An 18,095-nucleotide genomic window follows, 5' to 3' on the forward strand; every position below is an offset into this window, starting at 1 on the left:
AAAAGTAGGTAAGGCGGATTAGCGTAGCGCCATCCGCCAAAAAGCTGGGTATATATACAGAGTTCTGCTGGTGATTATATCAGCGAGGTCAGAGATGCCAACTGTGAAATTTCGATATGCGGAAGCAAACGACTGTCTGCGGTTTGCATCAGGTCGGCATTTTCCGGTTTGATCCAGCAGGCCTGCATACCACAACGGATGGCGCCCGCGACGTCCGTCGTCAGGTCATCACCCACGTGCAGAATCTCACCCACAGGCATTTTCAGTTTTTCCGCCGCCAAGGTGTACATGTCGCTAAAGGGTTTTGATCGCCCGTCGGGACCGGCGCGCAGCACAAACTCAAAGTAATCACCCAGGCCAAACAGTTCCGGCTGCGCGTTACCGTTGGTGATCGCCACCAGCGGCCATTTGCGAGCCAGCGCCTTCAGCGTGTCATGCGTCGTCTGCGGGACTTCAATGCGGCTACGCCATTTGGCAAAATTCATCATCGCCGCATTCGCCCCCATTCTGGCTTCTGCCGCTGACAACCCCGCCTCCAGCATAGCGCGCTCTACGGCGCGGTGACGCCATTGGGTAACGTCGTGATAGATTTCCGGCTCAGCGTCGCGAACGGCCTGACGTAAGCGCTGTAGGTCGCTATTTTGCAGCGAATTCAACGCCGGGTGGTAATTCTGTACAAACGCGAGCGCTTCCTGCTCGGTGCGTGTGATAACGGGACGGTTATCGTAAAGGGTGTCATCAAGGTCAAAGGTGAGCGCAGAAATGCGCCCCAAAGGCCGGTAAAAACGCATTATTTCCCCCGTTTGGCGCGCGGATGCGCCGCATCGTACACTGAAGCCAGGTGTTGAAAATCAAGATGGGTATAGATTTGGGTCGTGGAGAGATTGGCATGCCCCAATAACTCCTGCACTCCGCGCAGATCGCCGCTCGACTCAAGCATATGCGTCGCAAAGGAGTGACGCAATTTGTGGGGATGTACGTGGCTGTTCAGCCCCTGCTTGATACCCCATTCAGCAAATCGTTTCTGCACGTTACGCGCCGAGATACGTTTGCCCAGTTTGGACAGAAATAGCGCATCGTCATCGCTGCCAAATAGCCCGCGTAGATCCAGCCAGTGCTCAATCCAAGCCACCGCGTTGCGGCCAATCGGCAGACGACGCTCTTTACTGCCCTTACCCATCACCCACACTTCGCCGGTGTCGAGGTCGAGATGTTTAATATCCAGCCCAACCAACTCAGATAAACGCAGACCCGCGCCGTACATCACTTCCAGCATTGCTCTATCGCGCACAGCAAGGGGATCGTTGAGATCGATATCCAGCAGACGATTAACATCGTCGACATCGATATTTTTAGGGAGATGACGCGGTGCTTTCGGCGCGGAAACGCTTTTTGCCGGATTAGCTTTCAGCTCGCCCTGATTAACCAGCCAATCGAAGAAACTGCGTAACGCGGAGAGACGCAGTGCCAGACTCGCCGGCCCCAGTCCTTTACGACGGCTGCGAACAGCAAAACTACGTACCATCGCAGCATCACATTGTTGCCAGCTTTGCAGACCGGTCTCTCCGGATAACGCAATGATGGCATCAAGCTGACGCTGATAATTAAGCAATGTGACCGGGCTAAGCTGACGCTCAACGCCCAGATAGCGCAAAAAGCGCGCCACATCCTGAGAAAGGGGTGAATCGGTCATACGCGTTCAATCCAGCGCTCCAGCAGTTCCGGCAACATCAGCGAGATTTCCTGCAGCAATTGCGTGCCTTGCCCCTGCTGGTAATGATTAACGTCACGGCTGCTAAACAGCATCACGCCCAGAGAGCCATCTTGCCCGAGCATCGACATCGCCACCGAGCCTATGGCTTTCGCCTCCGGCATCATGACCAGCAATTCCGGACCATTGAGCGGCCCAAGATAGTGCTGTGACTGACCCAGACGCTGGATACGCAGCGGTTCAAAAGCCTGACGGCTTAATGCCAGATGGGTGAATTTTGATGGCGCGCCAAGTCGCCAGCGATCCGGGAACAGACGAACCGTCGCTCCGGCCAGCCCTAACTCACGCGCCCAGCGATGAAATCGCATCAGCATGTCGTCAAGACTGCTGGCCGACACCAGCCGCCCTTGCAGATTTAACAGACGATAGAACAGGCTTTCATTGGCGTTGGCTTGTTCCATCAACAACGCCATGTTCTCTTCCAGCACGTTAATATGATTACGCGCCCGCGCCATATGCCATTCCACTAAAGAGACCGTGCCCCGCACTGGGTGCGGAACTCGCATCGCTTCAACGGCCTGGGCATTACGGATAAAAAACTCAGGATTACGTTGCAGGTAATCGACGACCGCCCGGTCGTCCAGCTCCATGAGCGTTTCCTGTAGTTCTTCCCCTGGTTGCTTCATAAGTGAATAAATCCGTCGTAGACATGTGCCGCCGGGCCAGTCATATACAGCGGATGACCCGGACCTTTCCAGGCGATATCAAGTCGACCGCCCGGTAATTCCACCCTCACTTCTTCTGCCAGCAGACCCTGCTGGATACCGACCGCAACGGCAGCGCACGCACCGCTGCCGCAGGCCTGCGTTTCACCCGCGCCGCGCTCATAGACGCGCAGTCGGATATGCTCGCGTTTTACCACCTGCATAAATCCGATATTGGCGCGTTCAGGGAAGCGTTCGTGGCTTTCCAGAACCGGTCCCAGTGTTTCTACCGTGGCCGTATCAACATCATCAACCTGAATCACGCAGTGCGGGTTCCCCATTGAAACCACGCCGCACAATACTGTCTGTTCGGCCGCGCGCATAATATAGGTCTTCTCTGCTTTGTTAGCGCGAAAAGGAACCTGCGAGGGTTCAAAATTGGGTTCGCCCATATTCACCCGCACCAGCTCGTCGTCGGTTACGGTTAATACCATACGACCATTCGCGGTACTGACGCGAATATCACGTTTATTAGTCAGCCCTTTCAGGCGAACAAAACGGGCAAAACAGCGGGCGCCATTGCCACACTGTGACACTTCACTGCCGTCGGCATTAAAAATACGGTAGTGGAAATCCAGCTCCGGATCATACGGAGGCTCAACCACCAGCAGCTGATCAAATCCAACGCCGAGATGTCTGTCGGCCAGGCGGCGGATCAGCTCTGGTGAGAAAAAGACATTCTGCGTTACCGCGTCGACGACCATAAAATCGTTGCCAAGGCCATGCATTTTAGAGAATTGCATCATTCACTCCGTTCACGCGGGTACAGAAATGTAAAATCTATTCCTGCCGTTAGTAATTCACCTGAGAAGGCCCATCACTAATCCCACGATCGTTTTTCTCAGGCGTGGTGGATTGCGATTGCGGCTGAACGCTCTTGGTCGGAGGCGGCGCGGTTTTATCAGCTGGCGGGAAATAGAGCGGGCCTTTTAACCCACAGCCCGTCAGGCTGAACAGAGTAAAAATGACAGCGAGTGGCTTTAACACGTTTTTCATTATGGATTGCCTGTAAAGTTCATGCTTTCTGTTTTCTATCATCGCAGGAGAAGGCGTAAAAGCAAGAGTTTGGCTAAAAACTGCATCGCGATTTATTCCACGTTATACTGCGGGCATCACGAAAAATAGGATAAGAAAATGAACGACAGTGAATTTCATCGCCTTGCTGACACCCTGTGGATGACCATTGAAGAACGTCTGGATGACTGGGATGGCGACAGCGATATCGATTGTGAGATCAACGGCGGCGTGCTGACCATCAGCTTCGAAAACGGCAGCAAAATTATCATTAACCGTCAGGAGCCGCTGCACCAGGTGTGGCTGGCGACCAAACAGGGCGGCTACCACTTTGACCTGAAAGGCGACGAGTGGATCTGCGACCGGAGCGGCGAAACGTTCTGGGATCTGTTGGAACAGGCGGCAACGCAGCAGGCGGGTGAAGAGGTGAGCTTCCGTTGATTTATTTGCCGGATGCGCTTTGCTTATCCGGCCTACTGTAGGCCCGGTAAACATAGCGCCACCGGGCAAGTTAACTCACGAGAAATACTGCTGTAACAGCGGCGTGTCGTTGTCCTGACTGGCTGGCGGGACAGCGCTAATCGGCTGGGTGCGGAACGGAATCACCTGCGCGCGCCCGTCGGTTTTCACAATCTGATAGAACTGCGGCAGGTTAAAGTTGATGAAGCTGGAGCCGTAGGTAAAACGATCGTGCGACGATGAGTAGAAACGGCTGACGTCGCGTACCAACTCCTCTTTGCTACCTTCGCAGTGGTGATACACCTCGGCCCGATTGCTTTCGTCCAGAATGTAGATATTAAAGCCCTGCTCATCACCCGTTTCTTCGAAAAAGAACTGAATAATCCCTTCGCTGGCAAAACCGTCGACCACCGACGGCAGTTTCACATGGTTGGTCTCAACCTGGACGGAAAGCCCGTGCAGTTTGTTATGTGAAATTGCGCCATAGAATTCAATTGCGTTTTCCAGCTTCTGTACCGAAACGTTCAGGCGTTCGAAGAACAATCCCCACGTCTGGCCGGAAACACGCAGCGCTTTGAAACGTCCGGTTTCCTGACGGGTGCTGGAGAGGCGTAGTTCGATGCACTCAGACACCAGTTGCTGGACGCGGGTGCGAATTAAACCGCGCAGATGCTGGCTATAGCAGAAGACCTCGACGCTATCTGGCGGCGCGGCATCCTGGTGCATTTTGCCCAGAATCGTTTTTAACGCTTCAATCATCGCCTGCTCGCCGTTGAAGTGCAGCGTACGCACTTCATTCCACGAGTTGCGGTACAGCAGGTCGACGCTTCCTACCAGGCAATTTTGCTCTTCGCCAAAGCTGAAGACGTCCAGCTTACGGAAATCAAAATGTACCACCTGATTACGGAATGCGGCCGTTGGGTCATATTCGAGGTTAACGATAATCGCCAGATGGCGAATTTCGCATGGGCTATAGAGCGCTTTCGGCGTTGGTGCAGGCAGTCGCAGCGGGAAGTGGTGCGACACGTCGGCGACCATTTCCTGCAGCTTCGGCAAATCAACAATGCCGTTGCCCTTAATAAACAAATGCGTACGCGAGGTCAGCAGGCCATTGAACCAGGCCCACGCCACCAGCTTGTTGAGATAGCGGTTATATTCCAGCGGCTGATGGCTGATGATCGAGTCCATGTTAGGCGCGCGGTTGTAGAGATACCAACCTGAACGGTTGGCACGACCCGGCGGTACATGGATAAAGGTCAGATTCGGTTCCGAGAGATCCGGAGATATCTGTGGGTTCACCAGCGTGACTTTACCCGGCAACGCTTCAAACGCGGCATACAGCTTACGGGTCAGCACGCCGATATCCTGCGGGCTGGCGCTGACGCTGAGGTTATTGCGCCGCGCAAAGCGGATCAGGTTACGATAGCTCTGCATCATCGCATCGAGCAGTTCGTTATGTGCTTCGCGTACCTGGTCAATCTTCCAGTTAGCACGGTTATCCAGCATGGTCAGACGGGCGTCATCCCAGCCCCACTCTTTCACTAACTGACTTAATACTTCACGACGCCAGCCCACGCAGGCGCGCTCACGGCTCAGTTTCTCACACACTTTTAAGTAGAAACATCGACGCACTAAATCCAGGCGCGTCGGATCTTCGATCGCCGTGAGGTACTCGGTAACGCGCTCCAGCATCATGCAGTAAGGATCGAGACCAAAAGAGACGATCTCGCCGTCATGCAGGCGCTGTTTAATATCTTTCGCCAACAGGCGTGGATTTGGGTATTCCCAGGAATAGGCTTCCAGCAGCAGCGTTTTCAGCACCGCTTTGTACGGGGAGTCGATACTCTTGTACAACTGCCAGAGGCTGGCGCCAAAGTACTCTTCGGCGGAAAGCGAACTGAGCCCGCCGAGATCCAGCCATTCGTTTGGCGTTAACACCCCCTGTGCGTAGAGCGTCATGACGTAATCGTCGTAATGCTCTTCTTCGTCGCCCGGCACCATATTCCACAGAATACGTTTACCCGCGAGGCGCACAGCGGTGCGATAGAATTCATCAAGCAACAGGATATGCTGCGTCGAGCCACAGTCTTCACCACCCAGACTGCCGCTTTCATTGTGACGGAAACGGTTTTCATCAATCAGGAAGAAACTGACTTCTACGCCCAGCGAGGCGGCCCAGCTTTCCAGCAGGCTACATTTTCGCTGCAGCAGCTGGCGCTCTTCGCTATCCAGCCAGGATTGATGGCAGACCCAGATATCAAGGTCAGAGGAACAGCTTTGCCCTACCGAAGAGGTGCTACCCATTGAGTAAACGCCGGTGATCGGCAGTTCGCCCTTGGGAGGATCCTGCGGCGACATACCGCGGTACAGTTCCAGTTCGTTCAGGTAGTGGCGTTGGGTTTCATCAGGCGTGTAAAAGCATATGCCTTTGGGAACGTTACCATCGAGGTAACCCGGCATTAGCGGATGGTGGTAGTGCAATAATGTCGGCAGCAGACTGTATACCTGCTGGAAGGCAGGTCCCATGGCAGCAAGCGCGCGATCCACACGCAGTTGATTTATGGCATCCAGTCTCTGTTTCAGAGTCTCAATATAGAGGTACAAGACGTATCGCCTGATGTTGCTATCCGTCATGTTGTCGATTGCCGCGGCGCAAGCGCGCACAATAATCGCCATCAATTCGGATAAACCGTATGTCAAAAATAACCGTTACCTGTTTTTCGCCCATATTTTTTTATGCTGTTCAGCCGAAAAAATGGTCTAAAACGTGATCAATTTAACACCTTGCTCATTGACCGTAAAGAAAGATGCGCTACATACAAGTGTAGCACCGTTCGTTACGTGTAAATTCCTTCATACGGTCGGGAGGTTTCTCGTCATTATTCACTGCCAGTGATGATGCAGCGCCTTTTCCTCTCACTTACGTTTGAGCGTAACGCTGACATCCCTTTGATAAGGATGTTAGGATGGTCAATGATTGATAATGACGGTAACAAGCATGTTAGACAATGTTTTGAGAATTGCCACACGCCAAAGCCCCCTTGCGCTCTGGCAGGCACATTATGTCAAAGACGCCTTAATGGCAAACCACCCCGGTCTGATCGTGGAACTGGTTCCTATGGTAACCCGTGGCGATGTGATCCTTGATACCCCGCTGGCGAAGGTTGGGGGGAAAGGGTTGTTTGTTAAAGAGCTGGAAGTCGCGCTGCTGGAAAAACGCGCCGATATCGCTGTGCATTCCATGAAGGATGTGCCGGTTGAATTCCCTGACGGTCTTGGACTGGTCACCATTTGTGAGCGAGAGGATCCGCGTGATGCTTTCGTCTCAAATAAGTACAACTCGCTGGATGAACTCCCCGCAGGCAGCATCGTCGGGACATCCAGTTTGCGCCGCCAGTGCCAGTTGGCGAAGCGTCGCCCGGATCTCGTCATCCGTTCGCTGCGCGGCAACGTAGGCACGCGCCTCAGCAAACTGGATAACGGCGATTATGACGCCATTATTCTGGCAGTCGCCGGATTAAAACGTTTAGGTCTTGAGTCGCGAGTCCGCACCGCTCTGCCGCCGGAAGTCTCCCTGCCCGCTGTCGGGCAAGGCGCAGTAGGCATAGAATGTCGACTGGATGATATGCGCACTCAGGCGCTGTTAGCGCCGCTCAACCATGAAGAGACCGCGCTACGCGTCAAAGCAGAACGCGCCATGAACACCCGCCTGGAAGGGGGATGTCAGGTACCTATTGGTAGCTATGCCGAAATCATCGACGGTGAGATTTGGCTACGTGCGCTGGTCGGCGCGCCAGACGGTTCACAGATGGTATGCGGAGAACGTCGCGGCGCTACACAAGATGCCGAACAGATGGGCATCTCTCTGGCAGAAGAACTGCTGGAGAACGGTGCGCGCGCCATTCTGGCGGAAGTTTATAACGGAGAAGCCCCCGCATGAGTATTCTGGTCACCCGCCCGTCTCCCGCAGGGGAAGAGTTAGTGAGCCGACTGCGCACACTGGGGCAGGTGGCCTGGAGTTTTCCGCTCATCGAGTTTTCACCTGGTCGGGAACTGGCAACGGTTGCTTCCCGACTGTCGGCGCTGACGGAGAACGATCTGGTCTTCGCTCTCTCGCAGCACGCCGTCACCTTTGCAGATGCCGAGCTTCGCCAGCAAGAGAAAAGCTGGCCATCCCTTCCGCGTTATTTTGCCATTGGCCGTACAACGGCGCTGGCGCTGCATACTGTTAGCGGCTTCAATATTCACTACCCTCTGGATCGGGAAATTAGCGAAGTCTTGCTACAATTACCTGAATTACAAAATATTGCGGGAAAACGCGCGCTTATATTACGCGGCAACGGTGGCCGGGAGCTGATAGGTGAAACCCTGACGGCACGCGGAGCCGATGTCGATTTTTGTGAATGTTATCAACGCAGTGCAAAACATTACGATGGTGCGGAAGAAGCTATGCGCTGGCAATCTCGTGGCGTAACCACGGTGGTTGTCACCAGCGGAGAGATGCTACAACAGCTCTGGTCGCTCATTCCGCAGTGGTATCGTGAGCACTGGTTACTACGCTGTCGGCTGTTGGTCGTCAGTGAGCGTCTGGCGCACCTCGCCCGGGAACTGGGCTGGCAAGATATTAAGGTCGCTGATAACGCCGACAACGATGCGCTACTACGCGCATTACAATAACTCTCATAATGGGATGCCATAATGACGGAACAAGAAAAATCCTCCGCCGTGGTTGAAGAGACCAGGGAGGCCGTGGAAACCACGTCACAGCCAGTTAATACTGAAAAAAAGAGTAAGAACAGCACGGCGCTGATTCTGAGCGCTGTGGCGATTGCTATTGCGCTGGCTGCAGGCGTTGGGCTGTACGGCTGGGGGAAACAACAGGCAACAACACAAACGGCAACCAGCGATGCGCTGGCGAACCAGCTGACGGCGCTGCAAAAAGCGCAGGAAAGCCAAAAAGCTGAGCTGGAAGGCATTATTAAACAGCAGGCAACACAGCTGGATGAAGCCACTCGCCAGCAGGCCGCGCTGGTCAAACAGCTTGATGAGGTCCAGCAAAAAGTCGCCACCATCTCCGGCAGCGATGCTGGCACATGGCTGCTGGCGCAGGCTGATTTTCTGGTGAAACTGGCCGGTCGTAAATTATGGAGCGATCAGGACGTCACCACCGCCGCGGCGCTGTTGAAAAGCGCCGACGCCAGTCTGGCAGATATGAACGACCCGAGCTTAATTACCGCGCGACGTGCGATTACTGACGACATCGCGAGCCTCTCCGCGGTGACTCAGGTCGACTATGACGGCATTATCCTGAAAGTGAATCAGCTCTCTAATCAGATTGATAACCTGCGTCTGGCCGACAACGACACCGACGATTCACCAATGGACTCCGACAGCAGCGAGCTTTCCAGCTCGATTAGCGAATGGCGCGTCAATCTGCAAAAAAGCTGGCAGAACTTTATGGACAGCTTCATCACTATTCGTCGTCGTGATGAAACCGCCGTCCCGCTGCTGGCACCGAACCAGGACGTTTACTTACGTGAGAACATCCGTTCTCGTCTGTTAGTGGCCGCACAGGCCGTGCCGCGTCATCAGGAAGAGACATACCGCCAGGCGCTGGAAAATGTCTCCACATGGGTGCGTGCTTACTACGACACCGACGATGCAGCGACCAAAGCGTTCCTTGAAGAAGTAGACCAACTGAGCCAGCAAAGCATCAGTATGGATGTTCCGGAAACGCTGCAGAGCCAGGCTATTCTCGACAAGTTAATGCAGACCCGCGTACGTAATTTACTGGCGCAGCCTGCCACAGCACCGGTAGCAGCAGCGCCAGCGCCTTCGACAGACGCTCCGGCAACCGCGCCGCAAGGAGAATAATGATGCTAAAAGTATTGTTGCTCTTTGTGCTGTTGATCGGCGGGATCGTCGTCGGTCCGATGATAGCTGGTCATCAGGGTTACGTGCTGATCCAGACGGATAACTACAATATCGAAACCAGCGTGACGGGCCTGGTGATCATCCTGATCGTCGCCATGGTCGTCCTGTTTGCGATTGAATGGCTGTTGCGCCGAATTTTCCGCACCGGCGCACATACCCGTGGGTGGTTTGTGGGTCGTAAGCGCCGTCGCGCCCGTAAGCAGACCGAACAGGCCCTACTCAAACTGGCAGAAGGTGACTATCAGCAGGTTGAGAAGCTGATGTCGAAAAATGCCGATCATGCAGAACAGCCGGTAGTGAATTACCTGCTGGCGGCAGAAGCGGCTCAGCAGCGCGGTGACGAAGCGCGCGCCAACCAACACCTTGAGCGTGCTGCCGAACTGGCCGGAAATGATACGATCCCGGTAGAAATCGCTCGCGTTCGCCTGCAACTGGCGCGTAATGAAAATCACGCTGCACGCCACAGCGTAGACAAACTGCTGGAAGTGACGCCGCGCCATCCGGAAGTGCTGCGTCTGGCTGAGCAGGCCTACATACGCACCGGCGCATGGAGTTCCTTGCTGGATATCATCCCATCCATGGCAAAAGCGCATGTGGGTGATGACGAGCACCGCGCCATGCTGGAACAACAGGCATGGGTTGGCTTGATGGATCAAGTCCGCGCCGATCAGGGCAGCGAGGGGCTGCGTGCATGGTGGAAAAACCAGAGCCGTAAAACCCGTCATCAGGTTGCCCTGCAGGTGGCGATGGCTGAACATCTGATTGAGTGTGACGATCACGATACGGCGCAGCAGGTCATCATTGATGGTTTGAAACGTCAGTACGATGACCGCCTGGTGCTGCCGATCCCGCGTCTGAAAACCAATAATCCGGAACAGATAGAAAAAGTGCTGCGCCAGCAGATTAAAGCCGTGGGCGATCGCCCGTTGCTGTGGAGTACGCTGGGTCAGTCGTTAATGAAGCATGGGGAATGGCAGGAAGCTACGCTCGCCTTCCGTGCCGCTCTCAAACAGCGCCCGGATGCCTATGACTACGCCTGGCTTGCTGACGCGCTGGACAGACTGCACCAGCCGGAAGAAGCCGCCACCATGCGCCGTGATGGCCTGATGTTGACGCTGCAGAACAACAATCCCCCGCAGTAACTCCTGAATGCCCGGTGGCGCTTTCGCTTACCGGGCCTACATATTTTTCAATCGTATAAACAAAATCCTTCGAGAAGTCGCTCGAAGGATTTTGTTTATGCATAAAAAAACGCCCGCTCGGTAAGGAGCAGGCGTTAAACAGGTCTGTATGACAACATAAATGGGTGCTTCACTCAACGTTATGTCCATGGTGTTTGATGAGGCCTGAGCGACATCTGTCTGTGGACGATAAGCACCGTAAACGGCTCTGCATCATTCCTGAGTTTATGAGGCCAGATGGCGAACATAAGAGATGGAATGAGCATCTACCCGCATATTATTGCACAACGCATGCCACGATTGCACTGCAAAAACCAGGTATTCGGACTTTTTAAGACTTCAGGAAATTCGCAGATGCGAAGGCTAAGAAGGGAAATCAGAAAACAAAAAACCCCGCCGAAGCGGGGTTCAAAATTGGTCGGCGAGAGAGGATTCGAACCTCCGACCCACTGGTCCCAAACCAGTTGCGCTACCAAGCTGCGCTACTCGCCGTTTTACTGCTTTTTGAATTTTTAGTTCAATTCTTTAAGTCGTGGTGCGAGGGGGGGGACTCGAACCCCCACATCCTAAGGACACTAACACCTGAAGCTAGCGCGTCTACCAATTCCGCCACCTTCGCATTTCACAACTTTAAATTAATGGGGTGGCTAATGGGATTCGAACCCACGACAACTGGAATCACAATCCAGGGCTCTACCAACTGAGCTATAGCCACCACTGCAAATCTTTTACGCGGTATTAAAACCACCGCAGCTCTGGCACCCTACTAAATGGTGCGCCCGACAGGATTCGAACCTGAGACCTCTGCCTCCGGAGGGCAGCGCTCTATCCAGCTGAGCTACGGGCGCTTAGCGCCGTTGCGGGGCTGGATATTACGGAGGTCTCGGTCTTCTGTCTAGTGCTTTTTTAAAATAAATTATCGTTTGGTCATGGTTTGTGCGTTTTGTCGCTTATTCCCGCAATTTATGGGCTGTGCCATGACGATTCAGACCAAAAACCTTATAAATGAGCGTCACGGCCAGTAAGAAACCCATGCCAACAAAAAGCGACATTCGGGTATCTTCATTAAAGTACATGCCAATTAATACGCAAATCAGGAACGCCATCGTCAAATAATTCGCCCACGGGAACAGAATGGAGCGGAATGGATGACTGGCAATCGCCGCTTTATGCGCCTGACGGAAACGCAGCTGGCTTATCAGGATCACAAACCACGGCACCATCCCCGGCAACACGCTGGCGCTATAGACATAAACAAACACGCGCTGCGGGTTAGGAATAATGTAGTTCAGGCATGAGCCAATCAGCAGGATCGCGATAGAAATAGCCACTCCGGCAACCGGCACGCCATGGCGTGATACTTTTCCAACAACGGCAGGAAGCTGGCGATTCTTTGCCAGCGCGTAGAGCATACGCCCACAGCTGTACATGCCGCTGTTACAGCCAGACAGCGCCGCCGTCAGTACCACAAAGTTAATAATCCCTGCCGCAGCAGTAATACCAATCTTGGCAAAGGTGAGAACAAACGGGCTACCGTTGCTGCCAATCTCATTCCACGGGAAAATAGTGACGATGACAAAAATCGCACCAACGTAGAAAATCAGAATGCGCCACAGCACTTTACCCACCGCGCTACGCAGCGTGACCTGTGGATTCTTCGCTTCTCCTGCAGTGATGCCGATCAGCTCCACGCCCTGGTAAGACGCCACAACAATACACAATGCCGTCAGGAAGCCCTTCCAGCCCCCAGCAAAGAAGCCGCCGTGCTCGGTCAGGTTGCCAAAACCAATCGCCTGGCCGCCATTGCCAAAGCCGAAGAAAATCACCCCAACCCCAATGACGATCATCACAATGATGGTGGTCACTTTGATCATGGCAAACCAGAACTCAATTTCACCATACAAGCGAACCGCAGCGAGGTTTGCCAACGCAACCAGTCCGACCGCGATCAGTGCGGGTATCCATTGCGCCATTTCCGGGAACCAGAACTGCACATACACCCCGATGGCGGTAATCTCTGAGATCCCTACAGCCATCCACATAAACCAGTATGACCAGGCGGTGAGATAGCCAAAGAAGGGGCTCATATAACGGTGAGCGTAAACAGCGAATGAACCTGCAACCGGCTCGAGGAATAACATCTCCCCCATAGAACGCATAATGAAAAACACGAACAGCCCGGCGACGATATACGCCAGCAGAACCGAAGGTCCCGCCCATTTCAGGGTACTGGCGGCCCCCATAAATAGCCCAACGCCAATAGTGCCCCCAAGGGCAATTAATTCGATGTGACGAGCCTCCAGCCCACGCTGTAGCTCAGGTTTGTTCTCAGCCATAAATCCTCTTGATGTGTTTGCATGCTGTCCGGTATTACCGGTTCTCGTTATGGGTACATCTTGTTATGCCATAACAGGCCATGCGGCACCGACCGCTTTACGGTTGGCGCCAAAAACACCACGGCACTGCAATGATTGTTGCGAATGGTTTCCTAAAATCGCTTAAATGGCAATTAAAGCATTCAAAAAATGAATAGATTGTGCGAGAAAGCAGCGATTATGTTGTGAATAAGTAGCGTAACTAGCAGATCACGCTACTTATCAGAGGAGAGAGCGTCAGAGGTTGCCGGTATAGTGCCAGCGGAGATAGCGCAACAAACGAAGTTGACGGGTGATACGGCTCGGCTGCGACAATAAGCGATACAGCCACTCCAGCCCCAGATTTTGCCAGATTTTAGGCGCACGCTTAACGTGACCGGTAAAGACGTCGTAGGTGCCCCCTACGCCCATATACAGCGCGTCAGGGTGAGTCTTGCGGCAATCACGCATAAAGATCTCTTGTTTTGGCGAGCCCATCGCCACCGTCACAATTTGCGCACCGCTGGCGTGAATACGCTCAAACAACGCCTGACGCTGCTCTGGGGTAAAATAACCGTCCTGACTACCCACAATGTTCACGCGCCACTGCGCACGTAGTTTTGCTTCTGTTTGTGCCAGAACTTCAGGCTTGCCGCCAACCAGGAAAACTGGCGTTCCGTTTTGCCCAGCTCGCGCCATCAGCGCTTCCCAAAGGTCAGCTCCGGCCACGCGTGAAACCTGCGCCTGTGGGAATTTTTTGCGCACCGAACGCACCACGCTAATCCCATCCGCATACTTGAACTCCGCGGCGTTGATCAGCTCCCTCACTTCAGGGTTATCTTCTGCAGTCAGCATCTTCTCAGCGTTGATAGCCACCAGCGTTCCTGACCTGAGGTGTCCTTCGGCAAACAGGTAATTCAGCGCATGTTGCATATCGCGCCAGCCAATCAGTTGTAATCCGCGCAGCGAATACAGCGGCGCAGTTGTGTTATCTGTCATTACGATCCTTCAATCTGTGTCCGGGGCAGCGATTTGATTCGTTTATGAATGAGTCCCGCGCTATCAAACAGCCAGAACAGCAGTTTTGCCACCAGTAGGCAAACGCCGAAAATCACAAGGAAAAAGACCACTCGTGAGACAAACGAATCCAGCCCTTCACGTGCCAAAACGATCATATTGAAAATGGCGCCAAAACAGAAACTGTGCAAAATCGCCGCCTTATAGCGATTGGTTTCGCGATTGCCAAGCTCATACAACCAGTCGAACCACTTGATGATGAGCCCAACAACAATCGCGCCTAATGGTATAAACAGCGCCCCGCCCATCACGACCAGTGAACCAATTAACGTCGGCGAAATCGCCAGTCCTGAGTGGTTGTTCAACACTTCCCAGGTAAAGTAGTTCGCTGAGTTGAGTACAATACTCGGCCGCCCAGGCCACAGCCAGGAGGGAATAAAGACGTAGAAGTCACGGACGATCGGCGCCAGCCCCTGGAACTCAATATTGTGGTAATTCTGCAGCAATAGCGCCAGGTTCTCCCACGGTGAGAAGGTGTCGCGCGTAAGGTACAGGAACGTATAGAACGCCTCATCGCCGCTAACGCTCATTCCGTAGCGCTTCAACGCCAGCCAGAACATCCCGACAATGCCCAACACGCCTGCAGCGGCCAACATCCACAGCGAAATCCAGCCGCGAATAATGCCGATAAACAAGAAGATGGCAAACGCGATAATGATATTGGCACGCGTCCCACCCACAATCATATAGGTCAGCAAACCAAACGCGACGGTACTCACCAGGAAGAACACCCACGCTTTGCTGTCCTGACGCAAGAAATAAACCACCAGCATTGCCGGAATGAAGAAGTAGAAGAAACGCTTCAGAGCGACGCCAGAGACTTCACTGGAAAAAATCTGGCTATAGGATTGCAGTCTGAACAGCAGGAATCCGTTGTGCATAAAGAAGATGCCCACGCTTACCAGCGCAATCGCCATCAGGATAACCCAGGTCAAATGGGCTTCAACACGATTGATGGTAAACAGCGGCCTGCGCGGCTTATCATCTACTCGTTTGCGCAAGCGCGTTTTATACGTCACGTAGTAGACGGCATAGAAACAGGCGGCTGACAGCAAGGCCTGTAGCAGGATCTCCGGCGGAGCCACTGCCACATCAAAGCGGAACACCAGGATGCTGGTTAACGGGAATCCGAAGAAGAACGTCAGCAAGAACAACAATGAGAAGAAAACATTGAAGTTAAAACGCACGCGGCGGAACTCAAACCAGGTCAGCGTGGCGATAAACAAGGTGGAGAGCAGCCAGACCACCAGAAGACCGCTGAATTGCATCAGGCTCATACGGTTTCTCCTGAAGCAATGCGCAGCGCATTGTGCCACGGCTGCAGATAATTCGGGCTAAAGAAGGTAATAGTATTTTTATCTACCGATGCCAACTGGCGCTGCGCTTCACGTACGACGCCTTCATTGAGATCATCAGTGGTAAATAACACCGGAAGATTTTGTTCCACCATATCCTGCCAGAAGGGATTTTCACGGTTGAGCACGCATGGGATACCCGCCTGGATCAGCAAACACAGGGTACCGATTCCCTGTTGACGGGCAAAAATAAAGTAACCCAAATCACACTGCCGCAATAATGTTAGATAGGCATCAAATTCCAGCTTTTCACTCAAAATTTGCAGATTATCTGCGCTAAATAACGCCAGGCCAGCCTGGCGAACCTCGTCGATATAGGCCGCATTATTGGCGGGATAACCCATCGGCACAATCACATTCACCGTGTCACCAAACTGCTGATGGACGGCACGAAGCGCGGCAACATGCTCATTGCTGCGATCGCCAGAGTTGCCAACCAGCACCGTCATCTTGCCGCTGCGCTGGCAATCATTGCTCATGTTATTGAGTGAAGGATCCATTCGCGTTGGGAAATAGAGCAACTCACCCCGCACACGGGGATGTTGCTCTGCGAAATAACGTAAATCGCCCCGTGTGGCAAACACGCAGCCCACACGATTCTGCGCCATGCGGCGAATCGGGTAAAACAGGCGGAATTTCAGTCCACTGGAGACTTCGTATAAATCAGCGCCCCAGATATGCCAGTAAAACTGCGCCGGTTTAATCCCACCACTCAGCAGCGCCAGCCACAGGCTGGTGTTGAACTGACCGTGGAAGAAGAAACGCTGTTGGCGATCCGCTTTTGCTTTCGCGATCACAGCGTCAGCAAGCGCCTTTTTCCCGCTGTAGAAGCTTAGCGATAACGCCGGGCAGCTCTCACTGAGTCCCGCATCCTGACCGGCAACCATAAACGTGCGCGCATGCTCGCTCGTCGCGGCCAGCGAGTCGTTGAAAAACCGCAACACGGTTTGGTTATGGTGAGGGATATCCGATCCCAGAACGTGAATCAGTACAGTCATGCCCGCCTACGCCAGAGTAAAAACACGCCACAACAAAGAGAAAAATAGACGATGTACGTTGCCATATAAGCCTGTGCCGCTCCCAGCGCACCGTGTGCAGGGATCAGCCAGTGAGCAAACACCGTCAATAACATGAACTGGCTAATTTCAGCCAAAATATAAAACCGCAGCGATGCTTTCGCGATCACCAGATACCCAAAGACATACGCCCCAACTTTCAGTACATCGCCGACCAGTTGCCAGGCAAACAGATCGCGCATGGCGGTGAATTTTGCGGAGAAAAGCAGCCAGATCGCAAAATCACGCAGCAACCAAACAGTAAAACTCGCCGCGGCAACCGCCGGTAACACGAACTTCAGCGACTTAACCACCTCGCGCGTAATGTCGCGCTTTTCGGTCAGTCGAGACAACGTCGGAAGCAAGTAAACGCTGAATGAGGCGGTAATGAATTGCAGATAAGCATCAGAGATACTGCTTACTCCCTGCCAAATCCCCACATCATCCCAACTGTACTGCGCCGCCAGCAGGTTTCGCATCATCACGTATGCCACAGGCAGCGTTACGGAGGTAATCAGCGCCATCAGGGTAAACTTGCTTAGCTGTCCAGCCAGGCCGTTATCCCACGAGGGTTTCAGGTAATGCAGGGGAATTGACCCACGCTTAATCAGCATAATAGCGGCGGGGATAACGACCAACGCGGGCACTAACGCCAGACCCAGCAAAGCGCCTTCATACCCTCCCAGGCGATAACAGCCATAATAAGCCACCACGCCTACCAGGCTACCCACAATCAACGACAGAGCGTTACCCGCCGCATCGCGAAAGCCCTTCATCAACGCCAGCAGCAGGTTCGCCCAGGCAATACCCATCTGCACCAGCGCAACCAGTCTTACCAGCCCCTGATAATGAGTATGGCCAAACAATCCCTGACTGATTGGCGCGGCCGCCAGCAGAAAAATCACCGCCATCAGCGTAGAGAATCCGAGCACCATCGCGGAAGATGTACCGACTACCTTACGGAGCCGGGTCGGATCGTCATGATGCTGCGCAACATATTTCGTGACGCCGTTGAAAATGCCGGCCCCCGCCAGGACACCAAGCACGGTGACCATCTGGCGGAAGTTACCCGCCTGCCCCACGCCTGCCGGACCAAACGATACCGCCAGCAGCTTCACGACCAGCAAACCTGCACCAATTTTTACCAGCGTACTGGCTGCCGTCCATAAGGACGCTTTAGCAAGCGACATA

16 protein-coding genes and 4 tRNA genes are annotated in these 18,095 nt (G+C 53.6%); 5 read left to right on the plus strand and 15 right to left on the minus strand.

The genetic code is table 11. The features are described 5' to 3' along the window. Nucleotides 1–74 precede the first annotated feature (74 nt). Genes yigB through lptM form a run of 5 tightly spaced genes read right to left on the minus strand, consistent with a single transcriptional unit; the run spans nucleotide 75 to nucleotide 3,471 of the window. Nucleotides 75–791 carry a 5-amino-6-(5-phospho-D-ribitylamino)uracil phosphatase YigB gene (gene yigB, locus LY264_RS24170; protein ID WP_032945701.1) on the minus strand — a complete coding sequence of 239 codons (717 nt, stop codon included), beginning with the start codon at nucleotides 789–791 and terminating at the stop codon, nucleotides 75–77. Next, nucleotides 791–1,693: a tyrosine recombinase XerC gene (gene xerC, locus LY264_RS24175; RefSeq protein WP_048227524.1), complete on the minus strand. Its 903-nt coding sequence runs from the start codon at nucleotides 1,691–1,693 to the stop codon at nucleotides 791–793. The genes yigB and xerC overlap by 1 nt, the downstream gene beginning before the upstream one ends. Continuing rightward, on the minus strand, nucleotides 1,690–2,397 hold the full coding sequence (locus tag LY264_RS24180) for a DUF484 domain-containing protein (RefSeq protein ID WP_008787084.1): 708 nt from the start codon (nucleotides 2,395–2,397) through the stop codon (nucleotides 1,690–1,692). The genes xerC and LY264_RS24180 overlap by 4 nt, the downstream gene beginning before the upstream one ends. Continuing rightward, entirely contained in the window at nucleotides 2,394–3,218 is an 825-nt protein-coding gene (gene dapF, locus LY264_RS24185; protein WP_003017933.1) for a diaminopimelate epimerase, read from the minus strand. The genes LY264_RS24180 and dapF overlap by 4 nt, the downstream gene beginning before the upstream one ends. Nucleotides 3,219–3,267: 49 nt before the next feature. Continuing rightward, on the minus strand, nucleotides 3,268–3,471 hold the full coding sequence (gene lptM, locus LY264_RS24190) for an LPS translocon maturation chaperone LptM (RefSeq protein WP_003017937.1): 204 nt from the start codon (nucleotides 3,469–3,471) through the stop codon (nucleotides 3,268–3,270). A gap of 138 nt (nucleotides 3,472–3,609) precedes the next feature. Here lptM and cyaY point away from each other — a divergent pair, with 138 nt between their 5' ends. After that, nucleotides 3,610–3,930 carry an iron donor protein CyaY gene (cyaY, locus tag LY264_RS24195; RefSeq protein WP_003828967.1) on the plus strand — a complete coding sequence of 107 codons (321 nt, stop codon included), beginning with the start codon at nucleotides 3,610–3,612 and terminating at the stop codon, nucleotides 3,928–3,930. 75 nt (nucleotides 3,931–4,005) lie between these two features. On the opposite strand, the gene cyaA is transcribed toward cyaY, so the two are convergent. Further along, nucleotides 4,006–6,552, minus strand: coding sequence for a class I adenylate cyclase (gene cyaA / locus LY264_RS24200; RefSeq protein ID WP_032934207.1), 2,547 nt, complete (start codon nucleotides 6,550–6,552; stop codon nucleotides 4,006–4,008). Nucleotides 6,553–6,946: 394 nt separating this feature from the next. Here cyaA and hemC point away from each other — a divergent pair, with 394 nt between their 5' ends. Genes hemC through hemY form a run of 4 tightly spaced genes read left to right on the plus strand, consistent with a single transcriptional unit; the run spans nucleotide 6,947 to nucleotide 11,024 of the window. Further along, the gene (gene hemC / locus LY264_RS24205; RefSeq protein WP_003828972.1) at nucleotides 6,947–7,888 is read left to right on the plus strand and encodes a hydroxymethylbilane synthase; all 942 of its coding nucleotides are present in this window, start codon (nucleotides 6,947–6,949) and stop codon (nucleotides 7,886–7,888) included. Next, nucleotides 7,885–8,625: a uroporphyrinogen-III synthase gene (gene hemD / locus LY264_RS24210; RefSeq protein WP_003828974.1), complete on the plus strand. Its 741-nt coding sequence runs from the start codon at nucleotides 7,885–7,887 to the stop codon at nucleotides 8,623–8,625. The genes hemC and hemD overlap by 4 nt, the downstream gene beginning before the upstream one ends. A gap of 21 nt (nucleotides 8,626–8,646) precedes the next feature. Continuing rightward, entirely contained in the window at nucleotides 8,647–9,822 is a 1,176-nt protein-coding gene (gene hemX / locus LY264_RS24215) for a uroporphyrinogen-III C-methyltransferase (protein WP_003828975.1), read from the plus strand. A 2-nt stretch (nucleotides 9,823–9,824) separates the two neighbouring features. Next, nucleotides 9,825–11,024 carry a protoheme IX biogenesis protein HemY gene (hemY, locus tag LY264_RS24220; RefSeq protein ID WP_048227522.1) on the plus strand — a complete coding sequence of 400 codons (1,200 nt, stop codon included), beginning with the start codon at nucleotides 9,825–9,827 and terminating at the stop codon, nucleotides 11,022–11,024. A 454-nt stretch (nucleotides 11,025–11,478) separates the two neighbouring features. Here the strand turns inward: hemY and LY264_RS24225 are convergent. From LY264_RS24225 to wzxE, 9 genes are all read right to left on the minus strand, one after another. Continuing rightward, nucleotides 11,479–11,555: transfer RNA gene (locus LY264_RS24225), tRNA-Pro, on the minus strand. Between the two features lie 41 nt (nucleotides 11,556–11,596). Then, nucleotides 11,597–11,682 (minus strand) — tRNA-Leu (locus LY264_RS24230). A gap of 20 nt (nucleotides 11,683–11,702) precedes the next feature. Further along, nucleotides 11,703–11,778, minus strand: a tRNA-His gene (locus LY264_RS24235). A gap of 56 nt (nucleotides 11,779–11,834) precedes the next feature. Beyond that, nucleotides 11,835–11,911 (minus strand) — tRNA-Arg (locus LY264_RS24240). Between the two features lie 102 nt (nucleotides 11,912–12,013). After that, complete coding sequence (gene thrP, locus LY264_RS24245) at nucleotides 12,014–13,399, minus strand: bifunctional threonine/serine APC transporter ThrP (protein ID WP_003828980.1); 1,386 nt, start codon at nucleotides 13,397–13,399, stop codon at nucleotides 12,014–12,016. 276 nt (nucleotides 13,400–13,675) lie between these two features. Beyond that, a complete protein-coding gene (wecG, locus tag LY264_RS24250) occupies nucleotides 13,676–14,416 on the minus strand; it encodes a lipopolysaccharide N-acetylmannosaminouronosyltransferase (RefSeq protein WP_003017964.1) in 741 nt (246 codons plus the stop codon). Beyond that, nucleotides 14,416–15,771 carry an ECA oligosaccharide polymerase gene (gene wzyE, locus LY264_RS24255; RefSeq protein ID WP_020996101.1) on the minus strand — a complete coding sequence of 452 codons (1,356 nt, stop codon included), beginning with the start codon at nucleotides 15,769–15,771 and terminating at the stop codon, nucleotides 14,416–14,418. Before wzyE ends, wecG begins: the two co-directional genes overlap by 1 nt. Continuing rightward, a complete protein-coding gene (locus LY264_RS24260) occupies nucleotides 15,768–16,847 on the minus strand; it encodes a TDP-N-acetylfucosamine:lipid II N-acetylfucosaminyltransferase (RefSeq protein WP_048227521.1) in 1,080 nt (359 codons plus the stop codon). The genes wzyE and LY264_RS24260 overlap by 4 nt, the downstream gene beginning before the upstream one ends. Beyond that, a complete protein-coding gene (wzxE, locus tag LY264_RS24265) occupies nucleotides 16,844–18,094 on the minus strand; it encodes a lipid III flippase WzxE (protein WP_048227520.1) in 1,251 nt (416 codons plus the stop codon). Before wzxE ends, LY264_RS24260 begins: the two co-directional genes overlap by 4 nt. Nucleotide 18,095: the final 1 nt, after the last annotated feature.

The organism is Citrobacter portucalensis, from assembly GCF_023374935.1.
Classification (GTDB): domain Bacteria; phylum Pseudomonadota; class Gammaproteobacteria; order Enterobacterales; family Enterobacteriaceae; genus Citrobacter; species Citrobacter portucalensis.

Coding starts and splice junctions, on each gene's coding strand:
- yigB (WP_032945701.1), bottom strand. CDS start 791: ATGCGTTTTTACCGGCCTTTGGGGCGCATTTCTGCGCTCACCTTTGAC.
- xerC (WP_048227524.1), bottom strand. CDS start 1,693: ATGACCGATTCACCCCTTTCTCAGGATGTGGCGCGCTTTTTGCGCTAT.
- LY264_RS24180 (WP_008787084.1), bottom strand. CDS start 2,397: ATGAAGCAACCAGGGGAAGAACTACAGGAAACGCTCATGGAGCTGGAC.
- dapF (WP_003017933.1), bottom strand. CDS start 3,218: ATGCAATTCTCTAAAATGCATGGCCTTGGCAACGATTTTATGGTCGTC.
- lptM (WP_003017937.1), bottom strand. CDS start 3,471: ATGAAAAACGTGTTAAAGCCACTCGCTGTCATTTTTACTCTGTTCAGC.
- cyaY (WP_003828967.1), top strand. CDS start 3,610: ATGAACGACAGTGAATTTCATCGCCTTGCTGACACCCTGTGGATGACC.
- hemC (WP_003828972.1), top strand. CDS start 6,947: ATGTTAGACAATGTTTTGAGAATTGCCACACGCCAAAGCCCCCTTGCG.
- hemD (WP_003828974.1), top strand. CDS start 7,885: ATGAGTATTCTGGTCACCCGCCCGTCTCCCGCAGGGGAAGAGTTAGTG.
- hemX (WP_003828975.1), top strand. CDS start 8,647: ATGACGGAACAAGAAAAATCCTCCGCCGTGGTTGAAGAGACCAGGGAG.
- hemY (WP_048227522.1), top strand. CDS start 9,825: ATGCTAAAAGTATTGTTGCTCTTTGTGCTGTTGATCGGCGGGATCGTC.
- thrP (WP_003828980.1), bottom strand. CDS start 13,399: ATGGCTGAGAACAAACCTGAGCTACAGCGTGGGCTGGAGGCTCGTCAC.
- wecG (WP_003017964.1), bottom strand. CDS start 14,416: ATGACAGATAACACAACTGCGCCGCTGTATTCGCTGCGCGGATTACAA.
- wzyE (WP_020996101.1), bottom strand. CDS start 15,771: ATGAGCCTGATGCAATTCAGCGGTCTTCTGGTGGTCTGGCTGCTCTCC.
- LY264_RS24260 (WP_048227521.1), bottom strand. CDS start 16,847: ATGACTGTACTGATTCACGTTCTGGGATCGGATATCCCTCACCATAAC.
- wzxE (WP_048227520.1), bottom strand. CDS start 18,094: ATGTCGCTTGCTAAAGCGTCCTTATGGACGGCAGCCAGTACGCTGGTA.